Genomic DNA, 19469 nt, shown 5'->3' with positions numbered 1-19469 from the left:
TTACATGAGTTAAAATGTATTACTACTGCTGATTCTCGTAGAAACTAACTGTCCCACTATCCTCATTAGATACAATTAATAAATCTTTTCCGGTTGGACTATCTGCTGCTGGTACAACTAATAAACCTTCTGGAGCATAATCTCCATCATGAGATAAAATAGATAAAAAAGTAGGAGCTGCTGGATTTGTTATGTCATAAACCATGACTTGACAATTTCTTTCTAAACCAACAAATAAAATATAACGTTGGTCTGCGATATTTAAAACAGTAACACTTTCTGGTTCTGCACCTTTATCATCGCTACGTTTATCGTTTTCGTTATCTTCCCAATCCCAATTAAAACGACTTGGTGTATTAGCTAAAATTTGAGTCGCAATATCATTACCACTATCATACACTTGAGAGCCATTTGCATTCCATATTGAAAAAGAACGAGCTCCATAACTATATATCTCGTCTATATCTCCATCATTATCAATATCTCCTAACGTTGTCGTTGTTTTTAAGCGTCCAAGATTCTCGTCTGCTAAATAATCTAATGTTGCAGGAAATACTGTTGGGTCTAAAGTTAAATCTTTTAAACGCTCTTCTTCACTAAAACCATCGTAGTCTCTAGAATCGCCTTCGTTAGCAGAAATCACATAATCTGTTCCGTTAATATTTACAGACACGATAGCGTCTGGCATATAAATACCTTTTACAGGCCAATTTTTAAGTTCTGTCACTTCATCTTTATCACTTGCGTCAATTGAGTTTTGAGCTAAATTATAGTCTTTATAGCCTAAAGGATAAATAGCTTCAATCACTTTAGTGATTAAATTAATTTTAGCAATACCATTATTTTCTTGTAGAGAGACCCAAGCAGTTTGAGAGTCGTCAGAAATAGCTATATATTCTGGCTCTACATCTTCTACTAAAGTTGCATTTGGACCAAAAACTCTAAAGCCTTGAGACGTTAAATTAGCTTCTTGGGACGTAAAGGTTGAAAAATCTAATGTGGTAACCGTATCGTCGTTTAAATCTATGATACTAACTGTTCCCATTGGATCTATTGTATAATCATCGTTAGGCTCACCTTCATTAGCAGATAAAATATAATTACCATCTTTTGAAAACGTAACCATATCTGGTAAAGCACCAACAGTATATTGATTATCTAAAGATAAATCTGAAGTATTATATACATGAATTTGTCCAGGGTTTTGTTTTGTTGAAGCTTCAACTGCTACTGCCAATTTTCCGTCAAGAACAGCAACGCTATTAGGTGCACCAAAAGCATTTAAACTTATTGAAGACTCTTGAACTGGCACGTCTAAATCTGAAATATTATAAACTGAAATTTCGTTTAATTCTGCATTAGTTACAAATAACTTGTTTGTAGAAGCGTCAAATGCTGAAATCTCTGCAGAAGCTTCTCCTCCAACATTAATAGTAGTTTTGTATTGAAAATTAACTTCAGTATTAACTGGATCAATAATGATATCTACATTACCATCGTCGTCATCAGAACAATGTAATAATAGTAAAGACGAAAATAATAGTAATGTGTGTTTTAAATGTTTCATTTTTAGTTGGTTTTTATGTAAACCATAAAGATGAAACTATAGCTTTAACCAAAAGTTAAGCCTAAATGACGATAACATTAAAATTGCTTACTGATTGTAACCAAAACGTTTTAACTGACGTTGATTGCTTCTCCAGTTTTTGTTAACTTTCACATACAATTCTAAGTGAATTTGCTTACCAAAAAACTTTTCTAAATCTTTTCTAGCCTCAACACCTACACGTTTTAAAGCAGATCCTTTATGACCAATTATGATTCCTTTTTGAGTTTCACGCTCTACCATAATTACAGATCTTACACGTATAATTTGTTCTTCTTCAAAAAACTCTTCCGTATCAATCTCTACTGCATAAGGGATTTCCTTTTTGTAATGCATTAAGATTTTTTCACGAATCGTTTCGTTTATAAAAAAACGTTCTGGCTTATCTGTTAACTGGTCTTTTGGATAAAATGCAGGCGACTCTGGTAACAGCTCGATAATACGATCAAAAACTTCTTTAACATTAAAGCCTTCTAAAGCAGATATTGCAATAATCTCGGCATTTGGGACTTTTGATGACCAAGACTGTACTTGCTCTTCTAACTGCTCTTGATTAGATTTATCTATTTTGTTTAAAAGTAATAAAACAGGGATTTTAGCATTGGTGATTTTATTAAAAAAAGCATCATCTTTTAATTCCTTTTCACCAATTTCTACCATATAAATTAAAACATCAGCATCATCAAAAGCAGATTTTACAAAATCCATCATTGAGGCTTGCAGCTCATAAGCTGGTTTGATAATACCTGGTGTATCACTTAATACCACCTGAAAATCTTCACCATTTACAATCCCTAAAATACGATGTCTAGTTGTTTGAGCTTTAGAGGTGATTATGGATAACTTTTCACCAACAAACGCATTCATTAATGTAGATTTACCCACATTTGGATTTCCGATTATGTTTACAAAACCTGCTTTATGTTTCATTTTACTTTAATTTAATAGACCGCAAAGTTACGACCTTGGTTTGTTTATTCCTCTATCATACATCACAATACTTCCTGCAACAGCTACATTTAAACTTAATTCTGACTTAAATTTAACTAAAAAATGGCTTTTTTCAATAGCTTGCTTAGATAATCCATGGTCTTCTGCTCCTAATAAATACACACAACGTCTGGGATGATGGAAGGTTTCTAAGTCTACAGCTGTGTCATCCAACTCAACACCTACTAACCTTGCTCCTTTGGGTATGTTATTATAAAAATCTTCAAAAGTTTTATAATGAAAATATGGCATTGCCTTTACTGCATTATGCGTATCACAAGCTTGTTTAGCATATCTGTTTCCGATAGTAAAAATATAACTAGCACCTAAATTTTGTGCTGTACGCCAAAGCACGCCTAAGTTTTCGGGTGTTTTTCCGTTTTGAATACCTATTCCGAAGTATTCATTTTCAAAATTATCTACCATTTTACAAAAGTAAAATATTTTGAGTTTAGAATTAATTCTTCTTTTTTCAAATTTATAAGTCCAAGTAATGTCTTAAAGTTTTATTAATTAACTGAAAGGTCTGTGTTTTAAAACGACAAATCGATTAGATTTATATAAAAATATCCCAATGTCAACCTTAAAATTCGTAATAATCACATTTGTAATACTTTTATTTTGTGCTTGCAATAATAAGACTACAAAAAAAGAGACCTTAACAAAAAAAACCCCAATTACAACGTCTAAAGAGGTTAGTTTAAGTCCTTCGGAAACCATTTTAAAAGCTACAATAGCTGCACATGGTGGTCCATTGTTTGATTCTGCTAACTATGCTTTTAATTTTAGAGGTGTAAACTATCAATTTAAAAATAACGGTTTAGACTATAAGTACACTAAAAGCTACCAAAAAGAAGGTAAACAAATTACAGATGTCTTAAAAAACGGAACGTTTTTTAGAACCATAAATGATAGTGCTGTAACATTAAGTAAAAAGGACATTAATAGCGCAACAGGAGCTATTAATTCGGTGATATATTTTGCGACTTTACCGTACAAATTAAATGACAAAGCGGTTAACACCAAGTTTATTGAAACCACGACTATAAAAAACAAATCTTATGATGTCATTGAAGTGACTTTTGACGAAGCTGGTGGTGGAGAAGATCATGATGATGTCTTTAATTATTGGATTAATAAAAATACTAAAAAAATAGACTATTTAGCTTACAGCTATAAAGTAAACAAAGGTGGTGTAAGATTTAGAAGTGCTTTTAACACAAGAATTATTGATGGCATTACGTTTCAAGATTATGTTAATTACGAAGCTAAAGTTGGAACACCTTTAAAGGATTTACCTAAGTTATATGAAGCTGGTGAGCTTAAAGAACTTTCAACAATAAAAACAGAAAATATAATTAATCTAAATAACAACTAAAATGAAAAAATTATTATTTATTATCGCAATTATTGTAACAGCATCTACTGTTAATGCACAAGAGTTTAAGAAAATGGATAAAAGCCCAATGGATCGTGCATACTATCCTGATGGAGCACCACACAGAGCTTTTAAGAAAACAGAGGCTAAAAAAACTGCTTTAGAACCACAAATACGTGTAACTTATTCTAGACCTGCAAAAAAAGACAGAGTCGTTTTTGGAGAGTTACTTAAATTTGGTAAAGCTTGGAGAGTTGGTGCTAACGAGTCTACTGAAATTTTATTTAATAATGATGTGACTTTTGGAGGTAAAAACATCAAGGCTGGACGTTACACTATTATAGTAATACCTACTGCTACAGAGTGGACTTTAAAATTAAACACTATTTTAGATGGTTGGGGAAATTATGGTTATGATGCTAGTAAGGATGTTGCTAGTGTGACTGTACCTGTTTCTAAAAGTGATAAAGTTATTGAAAACTTATCTATTGCTTTATATGAAGCTTCAAAAAACACAGTACATTTAAAAATTGGATGGGATACTACAATTGCAGAGTTTCCTATTACAACAAAATAATTTTTAGATAATATTAATAAAAAAGCCTGACTATCAAGTCAGGCTTTTTTTATGCTTTTAAATTAAAGTTAAACTTAAGTTTAGATGATAAACATCAGATTTCTATTTATAAAAATTATTGTAATTTGTTGTAAGTTTAGACACCATAAGTCCATTCAATTTATAAAATATGCGCACCTTAATACTTATAATTACTAGTGTTTTTTTATTCGGTTTTACCGTATTAACTACACCTAAAAAAAACACCATAAATTTTAATGTTGTAAGAAACAATAAAATTATTGGCAATCTTAAAGCCACCAAAACGACAACAAATAATAGTATTAACTATCAAAGCGCAACTACAATTGAAGCTAAAATTATTAAAAATATTATTGTTAAATATAATTATGATGTTACGTTTAAATCCAATAATCTTGAAACTGCAGATGTAAAAATTATAGTTAATAATAATCCGCATACTAGTACAAAAACAAAAAAAACAGATGGCAACTATAAAGTATTAATAGATGGTAAAAATGAAGAAACTATTGATGCTGTAATTAATTTTTCTACTATTCAGTTATATTTTAACGAACCCATAAACATCAGTAAATGCTATTCTGAACAAACCGGACAGTTTAATAGTATTATTGCTATGGGAAATCATGTTTACAAAAAAATAAACGAAAAAGGTAAAGCTGGAATTTTTCATTACACAGATGGTCTTTTAACTAAAGCATCAATTGATGGTGGATTAATTAAATTTGATTTAATAAAACAATAGATTTAAATAACAACTATTAAGTTAGCAAAAAAAATGAATATAGGCTTAGTATTATCAGGTGGTGGAGTAAGAGGCGCAGCACACATTGGCGTGATTAAAGCATTAGAAGAACACAACATTAAACCAACCCATATTTCTGGTACAAGTGCAGGTGCTATTGTTGGCGCATTGTATGCTGCAGGTGTACATTGGTCAGACATTCTGACTTTTTTTAAAAGTGTTTCAATTTTTAAAACCACACGATATGCTAGAAACAAACCTGGTTTTATAAATTCTGATAAATTTTATGAAGACCTAGAAGCCTTCTTTCCTATTGACGAATTTAATGCTTTACAGAAGCCCTTATACATTACTGCAGCAAATGTTATTGATGGTACCCTAAAAATTTTTAAAAAAGGACAATTAATTAAACCTATAATAGCATCTGCATCATTTCCTGGTGTATTTACACCCATAGAAATTAATGGTAATTTTTATATTGATGGAGGTACATTAAACAACTTTCCTGTTGAACCTTTACAACAAGAATGTGATAAAATTATTGGTGTATATGTAAATCCCCTAAAAAAAATAAGCATAAAAGATTTAAGACACTCCTACTCTGTTGTAGATAGAGCGTACAAAATTAAAGTAGCTTCAGAGTCTATGGTAAAATTTAAATATTGTGATCTAATTATTTATCCAGAAGAACTTATTAATTATAGCACATTTGAAATGAATAAAATTGATGCTATTTTTAATCATGGTTACCAAAACACTATTGAAGCTTTAAAAGAAAACCCAAGTTTATTTAGCTAAATAGTGAATGTTTAAATAATAGTATTCAAATTTAAAAATATTACACTAGTTAAATACAATATTATAATCTAAAGGAAATAAAATAAAATAAAAAAAGCTTCACATTTCTGTGAAGCTTTACTTAGTAGCGGGAACTGGACTCGAACCAGTGACCTTCGGGTTATGAGCCCGACGAGCTACCTACTGCTCTATCCCGCGATTTAATATTCGTAACAATTAATTTAGCTTTTAACTATCGGTTCATAATGCCGACCTAATTGTTTCGGACTGCAAATATACAACCCTTTTTAGATATAACAAGCAAAAAATGTGTTTTTTTTATTGTTCAATATTAATCACTTCAAAACCAACTAATTCTGATTCTAAAAATTCTGGCGTTAGCTGTATTGGATTACAACAAACCTCACAATCTTCTATATAAGTTTGTTTTGAGACGCTAGAATCAAGTAACATTGAGATAGTTTCCCAACAATAAGGACATTGAAAATAATGTTCAAACATAAATTTACTTTTTACCAAAAATAAAAATAGCCAACCAAAGGTTGACTATTTTAAACATATATTTAACTAAAAGTTACTCTTTATTTGCTGCTAATGTTGTGTCTTCTAAGAATAATGTTACTTTATTTGGTGCATCATCAACAACAGTTACATAATCATTATTTAGTAGGTTATCACTAACCATTATCAATTTTAATTTAGATAATTGAGATAACTCAAATGGTAATCTTCCAGTAAGATTATTACTTGATAATACTAACTCTTCTAAGTTAGTTAACTCTGCTATTGTTTCTGGGATTTGACCTACTAACTGATTATCTAATAAACTTAATTTTTTAAGTTCTGTTAAGTTATTTATTTCAAAAGGGATTTTACCTGTTAAAAAGTTACTTCCTAATTCTAACGATTTTAACTTTTTAAGCTGCGTAATAGATTGAGGAATAGTTCCTGAGAACTTGTTACTATATAAAGCTAAAGCTTCTAAGTTAGTCATGTTACCAATCCAGCTTGGAATTTCTCCTTCAAATTGATTTAAAAATAATTGAAGAGAATATAGTTTTTGTAAGTTAACAATAGCCTCTGGTAAATCACCCTTAAGTTTATTAAAACTAAGGTTTAAAACTTGTAAGTTACTTAATTGCCCAATCTCTGTAGGTATAGTACCTTGAAGATTATTAAAAGATAAGTTTAAACTTACAACCTTAGAATCTACTACAGTTACTCCATGCCAAGTATCTATTGACGTGTTTAAATCCCATGAATTGTTCCACTCTGCTCCATTTGTATTTTCATACAAAGCTATTAATGCTTCCTTTTCAGAATTTGATACTCCTGCAATGGTTAGGCAAGTAAAAAGAAGTGCTGCTAAAGTAAGTTTTATCGTTTTCATGTTAATGATTTAGGATTAACTGTATCAAATATACCTTTTGACAGGTTTAAAAACAAATAAAATCGACAAAAGACACCAATTAAGAAGAAAACGCTTTAAAACCGTGTGTTTAAAAGTGATTTCTAAAAATTAATAGAAAATCATTCGGTAAAAACAAGCTGTAAATCAGTAATTTAAAAATCTACATTTAGTAATTGACCACTCAATTGTAGTAATTGCAATTCGGCTAATTTAGCATCGTATTTAGCATTATTTCGGCTTAATTCTGCATTTAAAAGGTTAAGTTGTGCTTGTCTAAACTCGATTGAATTGACTTGACCTATCTTAAACTGCTCTTGAGTACGTTCAAAATTATTTTGTGAAGTGATAATGTTTTGCTCTTGTATATTAAAGATATTCAGTTTATTAGTGTAATCTTCCCAAGCGTTATCAAAATCACGTTTTATACCTATTAGGATGTTTTCTTTTTGAAGTTTTTGAGTTTCTAAATTAACTTTAGCATTTCTAACATTGGTTTTTGTTCTTCCTCCATCAAAGATATTCCATGATAAATTTAATCCAGCAGATAAACCTGTACTTGTACTAACAGACACGAATGATGCTGCATTGTTATTGTTTTTATTCCATCCGTAGGTACCAGATAATCCTAATGTTGGTAAATAACCCGATTGATTAGATTTTATACTTAATTGACTAATAGCAATATTTTTTTCGGTTTGTAATAAAGCAACGTTTCTTATTTTAGCTTGTTCAAATAAACTATCTCGTTGAAATTGTAAAGCAAAGTTAACTTCAGTATTTACAGTAAAATCATTATCTAAAGTATTGCCTAAAACAACATTTAAATCACGTTTGGCATTTTTAAGATCTTGATATGACGAAATGATATTAATACTGTCATTATTAATATCTACTTCCGCATTTAAAACCCCTAACTTAGTATTTTGTCCGTATTCAAACTGGTATTCTGCACGTACTAATCTATCTTTTGAAACTGCTAAGGTTTCTTTTAAAGCCTCTAAATTTTCAGTTAACTGTGCAACGCTATAATACACAGAAAACAATTGAGTAATTGTATTTTCTATAGTTTCTCTGGCTTGAAGTTCTGACAACTGGTATTGTTCTTTCAAACTTTCGTAATTATAACGTCTACCTAATCCATCAAAAATGGTATAATTAAGGCTTATTGATGCATTATAACGGTCACTTTCTGCTCCATTTAGTACAGTAGGATCTGTTCCATTAGAAAACTCTGCTTCAGTATTATCTAAATTATAAGTTGCACCTGCAGCTGCAGTAACCGTTGGTAAATAACCAGAATTTAAAATACTTGTGTTGTTATTAGCGACTTCAACATCGTTTTTGGCAATTTTGATTCCGTAGTTATTATCTAAAGCTAATTTTACAGCGTCTTCTTGAGTTAAAATTTGTTGTGCATTCACAATTGAAGCACCACACAATAATACTAGAAGTAAAAGGCTTTTATTAATGTTCATTTTCTTCATTTTGTTCTTTAATTGCACGTTCTACTTCTTCTTTAGTTATATTATCTCCTGTAATTAACCATTTTGTTTTTTGCTTAATAGTATTACTAAACGATAAAAACAATGGTAAAACTAATAAGGTTAATATTGTTGCATAAGCAATACCAAATGATATTGAAATTGCCATAGGTTTTAAAAACTGAGCTTGTCTACTTTTTTCTAATAATAATGGTGCTAAACCAGCGACAGTTGTTAATGAGGTTAAAAATATGGCTCTAAATCTTGATTTACCAGCTTCAGATAACGCCAAATCAAAAGCCATACCTTCTTTTAAATTACTATTAAACTTACCTATCAATACTAAGCCATCATTAACCATAATACCTATTAAAGCAATGATCCCTAGTAAGGATAATACATTAACCGGAAATCCTAAAATCCAGTGTCCCCAAGCTACAGCAGTCATACTAAAAGGCACTAATAAAAGTAATAATATAGGTTGACTATAACTTCTAAAAGTAAAAGCAATTGTAACGTAAATTAATAGCAATATTGGTATTCCGGCTTTACTTAAAGAACTTACTAATTTGTCTTTTTCACGATTTTGACCTTCGTAAGATGCTTTTATAGTTGGGTATTTTGATTGCAAATTAGGAATGAAATTATTTTTAATATCGTCTAAAATATCTGTCGTACTTGTACTTGGATCTTTTAAATCTGCAGACACCCTAATTTCTCTTAAACCTTCTAGGTGATTTATTGCTACATCTCCTCTAGCTATACTATAATTAGCAATGTCTTTTAAATTTACACGCTCACCAGTTGGTGTTAAAATACGCATGTCGTCTAAATCGTTTATCGAATTACGGTTTGGTCTGTCATAACGTACCCAAACTCTAATTTCGTCTTGTCCACGTTGAAAACGTTGTGCTTGTGATCCAAAAAAACCAGAACGTACTTGTGACATTACTGTTCTTAAATCTAAACCTAATAGATAGGCACTTTCTTTAAGTTGTAATCTAATTTCTTTAATTCCTGCAGGATCATTATCCTCAATATCTTTTAATAGTGGATTGGTAGACAGGTAAGCTTTTAGTTCTAATTTAGATGCTTTAAGCTCTTCGATATTATTACCTAACAAGGATACAGATACTGGACTACCTCCAAAATTACCACCAGAACCAAAAATTAAACTTTCTGTTCCTATTACTGGTCCAACTAACTCTCTTAATCGATTAGAAACCATTGACGATTTTATAGCATCTGGACGTTCTTCTCCTGGTAACATATTTAATCTAAGAGTGGCACTTGAGCTACTATTGATACTTAAAATTGTATTTTCAAAAAGCTTTTTACCCGTTCCTTTTAAATATTTTTCGCTTAATTCTTCATTTACTATGAATGATTTTTCTTCAATCATAGAAATTATTGAATCTGTAACCTTAACATTTGTTCCATTAGGCATTTCTAATTGAACTGAAACCCTATCACTAGCTACACTTGGAAATAGTGTCACTCCAATTATACCTCCACCTATTGATCCAAAAGTTAAAACTAGTAATGCAACAAATATACCTAAGGATAACACTTTAAATTGAAGCACAAAATCTAGGGCTGGAGCATACACTTTATCTCTTAAATAACCCATAAATTTATCTCCTGCTCTATTAATCCCTCTCATTTTAGCAAAAAACTGCTTCATCTTTGAAGGATTTTCTTCCTCTACTTGTGGTTGTAATGCTTTAGAATGTGCTAAGTGAGCTGGTAAAATAATTAATGCTTCAACTAAAGACACTACTAAAGTTAAAATTACTATGACTGAAACTTCGCTAAAAAACTCACCTATACGACTATCTAAAAACAAGAATAATGAAAAGGCTAGTAACGTAGTAATAATAGCCGAAACTACTGGAGGAATAACTTCCATTGTCCCATCCAACGCAGCTTGTTTTGGCGTTTTACCTTTTTCAAAATGTTGGTAAATGTTTTCTGCAATTACAATACCATCATCCACCAAAATACCAATAACGATAATCATACCAAATAATGACAATACATTAATTGTGACATCAAATTGTCCTGCAAAAATAAACATTCCTAAAAACGAAATTGGCAAACCAAAAGCTACCCAAAAGGCTAAACGTGTGTTAAGGAATAATGATAAAAACACCAATACCAAAATCATCCCAACTATTGCGTTTTCTGTCAATAAATCTGTACGCTGATTAAGTGTTATAGATAAATCTCTTACAATATGTAATTGTATGTTATTATATTTTTGATTAAAACTTGTGATATACTCCTTAACTTTATCTGCAGATGAAATTAAGTCTTCGTTATTAGTACTGGTTACCGAAACATTTACAGATAACTCTTGATTAAAATAAGATGCATTTGGTGTTTCAGAAAAACGATCTCTGATTACAGCAACGTCTTTTAATCGTACCACTTTACCATCTGCTGAGGCTTTTACAATAATATTAGAAAATTCTGCGCCATAATATTGTTTGTTATTGGCTCTAATCAAATACTCTTCAGCTTCTGTTTTTATATTTCCACCTGTTACTAATATGTTAGACGTACTTACAGCATTGGCAACATCGGTAAAAGTTAAGTTATAGGCTAATAAACTTCCTTCATTTACAGCAATTTCTATCTCTTCTTCTGGATAACCTGTTACTTCTATTTGAGAAATACCTTCAATAGCACGTAAATCGTTTTCAACTTGACGACCTAATTGTTTTAATGTGGATAACGGAATCTCTTTTCCGCTTAAAGCGAAAGAAATAGTCTCTCTAACTGCTTCTTGTTTAGAAACTACTAATGGCTCCATACCTGTAGGAAACGTTGGAACTCTATCTACCGCGTTTTTAACTTCTAGTAACATGAAATCTAGGTTTTCACCTTTTTCGATTTCTACAGTAATGGTTCCGCTGTTTTCTCTTGACACAGATGTGACACGATCTACCCCTTTAAGTCCTTTTAAATTTTCTTCTATTTGAAGTACAATACCTTCTTCAATTTCTTGAGGTGAAGCTCCTGGATAAGCAATACTAACATTGATTATCTTAGATTCTGTTAATGGAAAAAACGAAGATTTTAAAGACGAATATCCAAGAATACCAAATATTGCAAATGCAATAATAAATACATTTACTGCAACATGGTATTTTATAAAATAGCTAATTATTTTTCTCATTATAGTATGCTATTTAGTTGTCTTTTGTTTCTACAAAAGGTTTTACAATCATACCAGAATAAGCTCCTGGTACTTGACGCTTTAAAATAACTGTTCCGTTTGGTACGTCTTGCAACACGACTTTGGTATCAGAAAAATGTACAGGTTTAGCTGGTATTACATCAAGGATAGAATCTTTTATGACAAATATTTCTTGATTATCCGTTAATAGATTTCTATTAATCTCAATTGCATTGTCAATACTTTTAGCATTTAAATTGGCTTCAAGATACATACCTTCTTTTAGGTTATCATCTGTTACCTCTATAAAAGCTGTAATGGTTTGTGTGGTAGCGTCAATGCTTCCGTTTACTCTAGACACCTTTCCTGTATAACTTTCGGTTTTATCTAAATTAGTTAAAGCTACACTTTCACCTACTTTTAAAATATTAGCAAATGTTTTACTTATTGATACTTCCATTTCATAAACAGAAGGATTAATAAATTCGCCTAACTTTTGACCACTTCTAATTAAAGAACCTTCTGTTGCTAAAGCTTCGGTTAAAATACCATTAAAGGGAGCAGATATAGTGTACTTAGACAAACGCTGTTCTAAGTTTTTTACATTGTAATAGCTTGTAATAATACCACGACCTGTTATGAAATAGTTTTCTTTATCAGAACTCATTTCTGGTAACTTGGGTGTTGTTTTATTTAAATCGAAACTATTTAAATAGGATTGCCATTTTGAAAATATATCTGGAAAATCTAATCTTAAATCTGGCATTATTGCAGCTATTGAATTGTACAAGCCACTTTTTGAAGATTGTACACTTGCATAATACTCTGAAGCATCAACACGAATTAAGGTTTGACCTTTACGATACGTTTGACCAGGTTTAAACAAATAGCTACCATTACGAAAAACGCCTTGCACTTCTGAATAGATCTCTACACGTTGTTTTGCTGTAAGATTACCATTAGCAGGAATTACAATAGGAATGGTTGTATTTTTAACCGTATCTGTAAAAACAGTTTTAATAACTTTTGCAGCTACTGGTCTTGGCTTATTTTTGTTATCAATAAGATTTTTTGCAATTATAAAAGCACCTATAATAAAAAGAACACCTAAAATTGAAAGGATAATTTTGCGCATGAATTTGGTTTTGATGGTATGACCGCAAAATTAGTTTATAGTTTAAAGGTTAAACGTTAAAAAAAAGCTAAAAGACTGATGTTAAAATTGTTCTAATTGTAGCGTTATATTTTCCCAATCTTCCATTAATTGCTCTAATTTATCTTTTTTAGCTTGATATTGTTCAAAAAAGTTAGGTTTAGCAACGGTTTCGTCATAATTAACAGCTAATTCTACATCAATATCTTTTATATCTTTTTCAAGCTGTGCGATTTTAGACTCGCAATTACTTAATCTGTTGTTTAATGATTTTTGCTTCTTTTGGTCTTCGTATGACTGTTTAGGTGTTTCTTTAGCTTCCGTTTTTACAACTGTACGTTTTTCAACCTCTCTAAGGTTTTCTACATTACGTTGTTCTAAATAATAATCAATATCACCTAAATATTTTTTAATATTTCCGTCTTTAAATTCGAACAAAGTGCTTGTTAAACCTTGTAAAAAATCTCTATCGTGAGATACTAAAATTAATGTTCCTTCAAAACGTTGCAAAGCATCTTTTAAAACATTTTTAGATTTTATATCCAAATGGTTGGTTGGCTCATCCATTATTAGCACATTAAACGGTTGTAACATTAGTTTTGCTAATGCTAAACGGTTACGTTCACCTCCAGATAAAACTCTAACATATTTATCTGCTTCTTCACCTCTAAATAAAAATGAACCTAAAATATCTCTAACTTTACTTCTGTTAGTTTCATTAGCTGCATCAATCATTGTATCTAAAACGGTTTTATTTCCGTCTAAATATTCTGCTTGGTTCTGTGCAAAATATCCTATTTGTACATTATGACCTAACTTTAATTCTCCATCATGTTTTAAATCTCCTACTAAGATTTTTGCCAAAGTAGATTTTCCTTGACCGTTTTGACCAACAAAAGCTGTTTTAATATCACGCTCAATCATTAAATCAACATCAGATAATACGTGAATGTCTCCATAATTTTTAGAGATATTATTAGCCTCAACCACAACTTTTCCTGGAGTAATTGATACTGGAAAGTTTAAAGTCATTACGCTATTATCATCTTCATCAACCTCAATACGATCAATTTTATCTAATTTTTTAATTAAAGATTGTGCCATAGTTGCTTTGCTGGCTTTGGCACGAAATTTTTCTATTAGCTTTTCAGTTTGTTCAATTTGCTTTTGTTGATTTTTTTGAGAGGCTAATTGTTGTGTTCTAATTTCTTCTCTTAATACTAAATATTGCGTGTAAGGTTTTGGGTAGTCATAAATACGTCCTAAGCTAATTTCGATAGTACGATTTGTAACATTGTCTAAAAACATTTTATCGTGAGATACAATTGCTACTGCACCTGAATAATTTTTAAGGAAACTTTCTAACCAAATAATAGACTCAATATCTAAGTGGTTAGTTGGCTCATCCAGAAGTAAAACATCGTTATTTTGAAGTAATAATTTGGCCAACTCAATACGCATACGCCAACCACCAGAAAAAGTATCTGTAAGTTTATTAAAATCTTCGCGCTTAAAACCTAAACCTTGTAATATTTTTTCGGTTTCACCTTGATAATTATAACCACCTAAAATTTCATATTGATGCTGGATATCACTTAACTCAACCATTAGATCGTGATAAGCTTCACTCTCATAATCTGTACGTTCTGCTAATTGTGTATTTATATGTTCTATTTTAGCTTCAATCTCTTTAATTTCAGTGAAAGCTTGATATGATTCTTCAAGAACAGTACGACCCAAAACAAAGTCTATATCCTGTTTTAAAAAACCAATTTTCAAAGTTTTATCTGCAGCAATTTGACCTGAATCAGGCTCCATTTCTTTAGATAAAATTTTAAGCATGGTAGACTTACCTGCACCATTTTTACCTATAAGACCAACTCGGTCACCATTTCCTAATTTAAAAGTGATGTCTTCAAAAAGATATTCTCCTTGAAATGAAATTGATAAATTATGAATGTTTAGCATTGAATTGTGACTTATGTTACTTAATATAAAAATTAGAAGTTATATTTTTGTTCTTCTAATTACAAAAGGCAAAAGTACACAAATATTATGTTTAAAAAAGGCTCTAAATTATATTCGATTTTTACAGGTACATGTCCAAAATGTCACGAAGAATCTATGTATACAAACCCTAATCCTTATGCTATAAGTAAGCTATTTAGTATGCATGAACGTTGCAGTAATTGTGATACAAAATATAAAATTGAACCTTCCTTTTTTTATGGTTCTATGTATGTTAGTTATGGAGTAGGTATAGCTTTTGCAGTTGCTGCATTTATAATAAGTTATGTGTTTTTAGGAAGCAGTACAACCACAGCGTTTTTTGCTATTATATTTACATTAGTAGTATTTTACCCAATAATAGTAAGGCTTTCTAGAAATATTTGGATTAATATTTTTATGAGTTATGACAAAAAATTAGCCAAAAAAGATTAGTTTAAAAAAAACGACTACAGTCAATCTCTGTATCTAAACTTCCATTATTTTCAATAAAATTGAATAATTGATTTGCAACATATGGAGCAATCATAACGCCTCGTGACCCTAGACCGTTAAACAAATACATGTTTGGTATTGTTGGATGCTTACCTACCAAAGGTTTACGATCTTTAACAGTTGGCCTAATTCCAGCAACTTGATTAATGATTTCAAAATCGCATTTAACAAACGTTTTAAGCTTGTTTAATAACATTTCCTTTGCGTCATCAGTAATAGTGTTCGTTTTATCTTTTTGCTCATAAGTAGAGCCTACACGATATAAATCCTCACCTAAAGGAATAACAAATACACTGGATTTTAACACATAATCTAATTTTAACTCTGGAGCATGAATAGTTAACAACTGTCCTTTAGTACCTGAAAGTGGTAAATCTTTAAAATATGGATTTTGTTTCATACCAAAACCTTCAGCAAAGACAATGTGCTTTGCAGTAATATGTTGATAAATTACTTTTGATTCATCTAGGATTAACAAATCATAATTAAAGGTTTCTGAAATAAGAAGATTATTATCAGAAAGCCATTTTTTATAATTTTCAATAAGTTTCTTGGTATCTAATCTTCCCGTTTGAAAGACTTCACCTAATTTAAAATTAGCATCAATATAAGGGTTGTTATTAACAAAAAGATCAGTATTAATAAATGGTTTTAGTCCTTTTTTGTCTGAAGCAGAAAACCAATTATTTTGCTCTTCTAGGGACGTAAATCGTCTTTTAACAGGAACCTTATAATCTAAAGTAGAATTTAATTTTTGTTCTAAGAGTTTATAAATAGGTAAAGCTGTAGCTAACTGTTCTTCACTTTTCCAAACTGGAGTAAAACGTTTTAAAGTAACTGGATTATATAATCCACCTGCAACAACCGAAGATTGCTGAGAATTATTATCTATGACTATAAAAGATTTATTATTCTCTAATAATTTTTCGCAAAAAGATAATCCTGCTAAACCGCAACCTACAACTATATAATCTACTTTCATGATACAAAAATATTGATAAATAAATCAAAAATCTAATCTGAATAAAAACAAAAAACGCTCACTTAAAAGTGAGCGTTTTTTAAAATATTAATTAGTGTGTAACTTAGTAAGACCACATGTCTAACTCAAAGTTTCTAATTTTTTCTTTTATTCTTTCAGACTCTAATAATTGCATTAAAGCATTTTCTGCAACATAATCTTCAACTTTTCTGTCTCCAAATACGTTTTCTTCTTTATAAATTACACTATTAAAACGTCTAGAGTTTAATATGTGATCAAAAGAAAAAGGCATTGCACTATTTTTAGCATTAAAAGCTTTAGACTCATGTAAAATACTTCTTGCATCTGGATAGAAAATCCAAAATAAAGGAATTGGCTCTTTGTTAGCTTCATCATTTGAGTTAACGTAGTTAACATCTGGTGCAGCTGGAGCAAGACCTAACAATCTATATTTTAATTCACCTTGACGCTTATCAAAATACCATAATCCTTTGATTAAGTATGCTGATACATCATAAGAAGCAATAGTTGTAGTTGTAATATACTCAGGATCTACAAAACCATCAGCATTTAACTGATCGTAACCAATATCCATAGTATCAACTGCTGTTCTAATTTGCTCTAATTCTTTTTTAGTACGTCTACCAGTAAAATATGAATCGTTATAAACATTTTCAATTTTACCTTCATCGATAGCCTTAGTTAGAACATCAAATAGAGAACGTCTTTCACTACCTATATTATTAGTATCAACAGGATAATATAATGGAAAGTTTACACGCTCGTCTAAAACAACTTTCTCCCAAGTCATTTTTGCAAACATAATATCTCTATCATCAACATAACCATATTCTAATGGTCTATCATTATCTAATGCTATTTGTTCCTCTGTTCTTACACCAATCTCATCTGGAGATTTAGCATTTAGAATATTAGATTGTGCAACTGATTGAGATGCAAAACATACTCCGAAAACAACTGCTAATAAAGATTTATAATTCATCTGAAATTTATTTTATAATTTATTAATCAAATTTAGTTTGATTAGTTAGATAGCTCAATTGCTATTGGACTAGCTGGTTTAATTCTTGGACCACCTGATGATTTAGACTTAATATCAAAAATCTGAATAGCATCACCACGTCTAGCTTTTCTTAAAGCTGCTTTAGCTTGACCATTTAATCTACTACCAGAAACATTTACTGTTGCTTGACCTGGTACTTTAATTTTAAATGATGTTACAGTTAAAGGTAAATCAAAATCAAAATCTTCTAATACTGCTTTAACAGTACCAATTTCAACATTGTTTCTTGGTAAAGAACCTTGAGACTTACCAGCAATAGTACCAGAAGGCTTTGGAATATCTTTAATTCTGAAAACTGCTCTGTCAGAAGCACTAGAACCGTCGTCAAGTTTTGCTGTAACATTAATAGTCACTTGCTTACCTGAACCAGGTGTCATAATATACTTACCACCACCTTTTGATGATAAACCTGATGCAGAAGCATTAACTTTATTATCTGGTACACCAGCGAAAGAGATAGTCATTGGGTTAGCAACACCTCTATAAACTACATTCATTTTATCAGCTGAAATTGTAGCTGAATTTGGTCTTGGAACTACAACATAGTTACCAATAATAGGTATTTCAAGTTCTTTACCGTCCTCTAAGAAAGTAAATTTACCATCTATATCATGTTCTCCAACATTACCAACATTAAAATCTAATTTAGCAGCTCCAGTAGAATCAATTGCTTCTGTTAGATCAATGTCTTTACCTGAAACGCTCATTTTAGTTGGTGCAACGTTAGCATACTTACCTAGAACAACTCTTCCTTGAAATTTTTCTCCAGCAAAGAATGCTGATTTATCAGCCAAAACAATCGCTTTATAATTTTTTAAAGAAGTAGCATTACTTACTAAGTTACCAAGAAAACCGTTATAAATATTAGTTTCAGTAGCTTTGATATCGTTTTGCATAGCTGTTAACTTTGTATAAGATGCAATAGCTGGAAAACCTTGGAAATGGTAATCTAACCATTTTTTCTCAACACCTTCGTTATCTTTAACTGGTGATGTACTAAAACGTTTTTCAAAGTTCTCAATTACAGGTTTCCACTTTGCTTCTTTTGGTAATACTGCAATTATATCTGACTTATACTTTTCGATTCTATCAAGTACTTCTTGACCTCTTTTGGTAAGTCTATCTCCTGTAAACCATAATTCATCTAGTTTATCTCCCTTATCCATTTCTTCGTAAGGTAAATCACCATTATCTTCAAGCTCGTAACCACCTAATTTCACTATATCATTGGCTTTAACTGTACCTAGAAATTTGTAAAAATCATCTGAAATTACGCTTATTTGCTTTGCTAATTCATTTGCCGATTGAAACTCCTCAGGCTTTTCTTCAGCTTGTGTGTTAAGTTGGCTTAATATACCATCATTTGAAGCTATTGCTAATTCATTAGCTCTATCAAATTTTTTATCCATTAACCCAAATGCAGATAATACTTCTTTTGACATAGTCATTGCAATCATTGCAATAAATACTAAGTACATCAGGTTAATCATTTTCTGTCTTGCGGACTGTTTTCCTCCTGCCATTTCTAATTAGTTTAATTTATTAATATTAGTTGATATT

General features: G+C 30.6%; 17 protein-coding genes and 1 tRNA gene. 5 read left to right on the top strand and 13 right to left on the bottom strand.

What is annotated here, in order from left to right; translation table 11 throughout:
• Positions 1-22 precede the first annotated feature (22 nt).
• The 3 genes from JAO71_RS05445 to JAO71_RS05435 all read right to left on the bottom strand — a co-directional run bounded on the left by JAO71_RS05445 (position 23) and on the right by JAO71_RS05435 (position 3022).
• Positions 23-1567, bottom strand: a complete 1545-nt coding sequence (locus JAO71_RS05445; RefSeq protein WP_202999451.1) for a choice-of-anchor I family protein — start codon at positions 1565-1567, stop codon at positions 23-25.
• A gap of 87 nt (positions 1568-1654) precedes the next feature.
• Positions 1655-2536 carry a GTPase Era gene (gene era, locus JAO71_RS05440; protein ID WP_202999442.1) on the bottom strand — a complete coding sequence of 294 codons (882 nt, stop codon included), beginning with the start codon at positions 2534-2536 and terminating at the stop codon, positions 1655-1657.
• Positions 2537-2563: 27 nt separating this feature from the next.
• Entirely contained in the window at positions 2564-3022 is a 459-nt protein-coding gene (locus JAO71_RS05435) for an RNA methyltransferase (RefSeq protein WP_202999440.1), read from the bottom strand.
• Between the two features lie 148 nt (positions 3023-3170).
• Between JAO71_RS05435 and JAO71_RS05430 the strand changes: the two genes are divergently transcribed.
• The 4 genes from JAO71_RS05430 (at position 3171) to JAO71_RS05415 (ending at position 6115) form a co-directional block, all read left to right on the top strand.
• The gene (locus JAO71_RS05430; protein ID WP_202999438.1) at positions 3171-3974 is read left to right on the top strand and encodes a DUF6503 family protein; all 804 of its coding nucleotides are present in this window, start codon (positions 3171-3173) and stop codon (positions 3972-3974) included.
• A gap of 1 nt (position 3975) precedes the next feature.
• Positions 3976-4551: a DUF2911 domain-containing protein gene (locus tag JAO71_RS05425; protein ID WP_202999436.1), complete on the top strand. Its 576-nt coding sequence runs from the start codon at positions 3976-3978 to the stop codon at positions 4549-4551.
• A gap of 169 nt (positions 4552-4720) precedes the next feature.
• Complete coding sequence (locus JAO71_RS05420; protein ID WP_116824161.1) at positions 4721-5317, top strand: DUF6134 family protein; 597 nt, start codon at positions 4721-4723, stop codon at positions 5315-5317.
• A 33-nt stretch (positions 5318-5350) separates the two neighbouring features.
• Positions 5351-6115, top strand: coding sequence for a patatin-like phospholipase family protein (locus JAO71_RS05415; protein WP_116824160.1), 765 nt, complete (start codon positions 5351-5353; stop codon positions 6113-6115).
• 125 nt (positions 6116-6240) lie between these two features.
• Here JAO71_RS05415 and JAO71_RS05410 read toward each other — a convergent pair.
• From JAO71_RS05410 to JAO71_RS05380, 7 genes are all read right to left on the bottom strand, one after another.
• A tRNA-Met gene (locus JAO71_RS05410) sits at positions 6241-6313 on the bottom strand.
• A gap of 120 nt (positions 6314-6433) precedes the next feature.
• Positions 6434-6616, bottom strand: coding sequence for a CPXCG motif-containing cysteine-rich protein (locus JAO71_RS05405; RefSeq protein ID WP_116824159.1), 183 nt, complete (start codon positions 6614-6616; stop codon positions 6434-6436).
• A gap of 73 nt (positions 6617-6689) precedes the next feature.
• Complete coding sequence (locus JAO71_RS05400; RefSeq protein ID WP_116824158.1) at positions 6690-7505, bottom strand: leucine-rich repeat domain-containing protein; 816 nt, start codon at positions 7503-7505, stop codon at positions 6690-6692.
• 173 nt (positions 7506-7678) lie between these two features.
• On the bottom strand, positions 7679-9001 hold the full coding sequence (locus JAO71_RS05395) for a TolC family protein (protein WP_202999434.1): 1323 nt from the start codon (positions 8999-9001) through the stop codon (positions 7679-7681).
• Complete coding sequence (locus JAO71_RS05390) at positions 8991-12188, bottom strand: efflux RND transporter permease subunit (protein WP_202999432.1); 3198 nt, start codon at positions 12186-12188, stop codon at positions 8991-8993. Before JAO71_RS05390 ends, JAO71_RS05395 begins: the two co-directional genes overlap by 11 nt.
• 13 nt (positions 12189-12201) lie before the next feature.
• Positions 12202-13323: an efflux RND transporter periplasmic adaptor subunit gene (locus JAO71_RS05385; RefSeq protein ID WP_202999430.1), complete on the bottom strand. Its 1122-nt coding sequence runs from the start codon at positions 13321-13323 to the stop codon at positions 12202-12204.
• Between the two features lie 81 nt (positions 13324-13404).
• Positions 13405-15309: an ABC-F family ATP-binding cassette domain-containing protein gene (locus JAO71_RS05380; protein WP_202999428.1), complete on the bottom strand. Its 1905-nt coding sequence runs from the start codon at positions 15307-15309 to the stop codon at positions 13405-13407.
• An 87-nt stretch (positions 15310-15396) separates the two neighbouring features.
• On the opposite strand from JAO71_RS05380, the gene JAO71_RS05375 reads away from it, so the two are divergent.
• Complete coding sequence (locus tag JAO71_RS05375; RefSeq protein WP_202999426.1) at positions 15397-15783, top strand: DUF983 domain-containing protein; 387 nt, start codon at positions 15397-15399, stop codon at positions 15781-15783.
• Position 15784: 1 nt separating this feature from the next.
• Here the strand turns inward: JAO71_RS05375 and JAO71_RS05370 are convergent, their stop codons facing one another.
• The 3 genes from JAO71_RS05370 to porM form a co-directional block, all read right to left on the bottom strand.
• Positions 15785-16825 (bottom strand): NAD(P)/FAD-dependent oxidoreductase, encoded by a 1041-nt coding sequence (locus JAO71_RS05370; protein WP_202999424.1) that lies wholly within the window; start codon positions 16823-16825, stop codon positions 15785-15787.
• Positions 16826-16928: 103 nt separating this feature from the next.
• Positions 16929-17828, bottom strand: a complete 900-nt coding sequence (porN, locus tag JAO71_RS05365; RefSeq protein WP_028289574.1) for a type IX secretion system ring subunit PorN/GldN — start codon at positions 17826-17828, stop codon at positions 16929-16931.
• Positions 17829-17869: 41 nt separating this feature from the next.
• Positions 17870-19432: a type IX secretion system motor protein PorM/GldM gene (gene porM / locus JAO71_RS05360; RefSeq protein ID WP_116824151.1), complete on the bottom strand. Its 1563-nt coding sequence runs from the start codon at positions 19430-19432 to the stop codon at positions 17870-17872.
• Positions 19433-19469 lie beyond the last annotated feature (37 nt).

It is taken from the genome of Olleya sediminilitoris (genome assembly GCF_016785945.1).
Lineage (GTDB): Bacteria > Bacteroidota > Bacteroidia > Flavobacteriales > Flavobacteriaceae > Olleya > Olleya sediminilitoris.
Note: the sequence above shows the minus strand (reverse complement) of the source record. Positions and strands in the feature narration are given on the sequence as shown.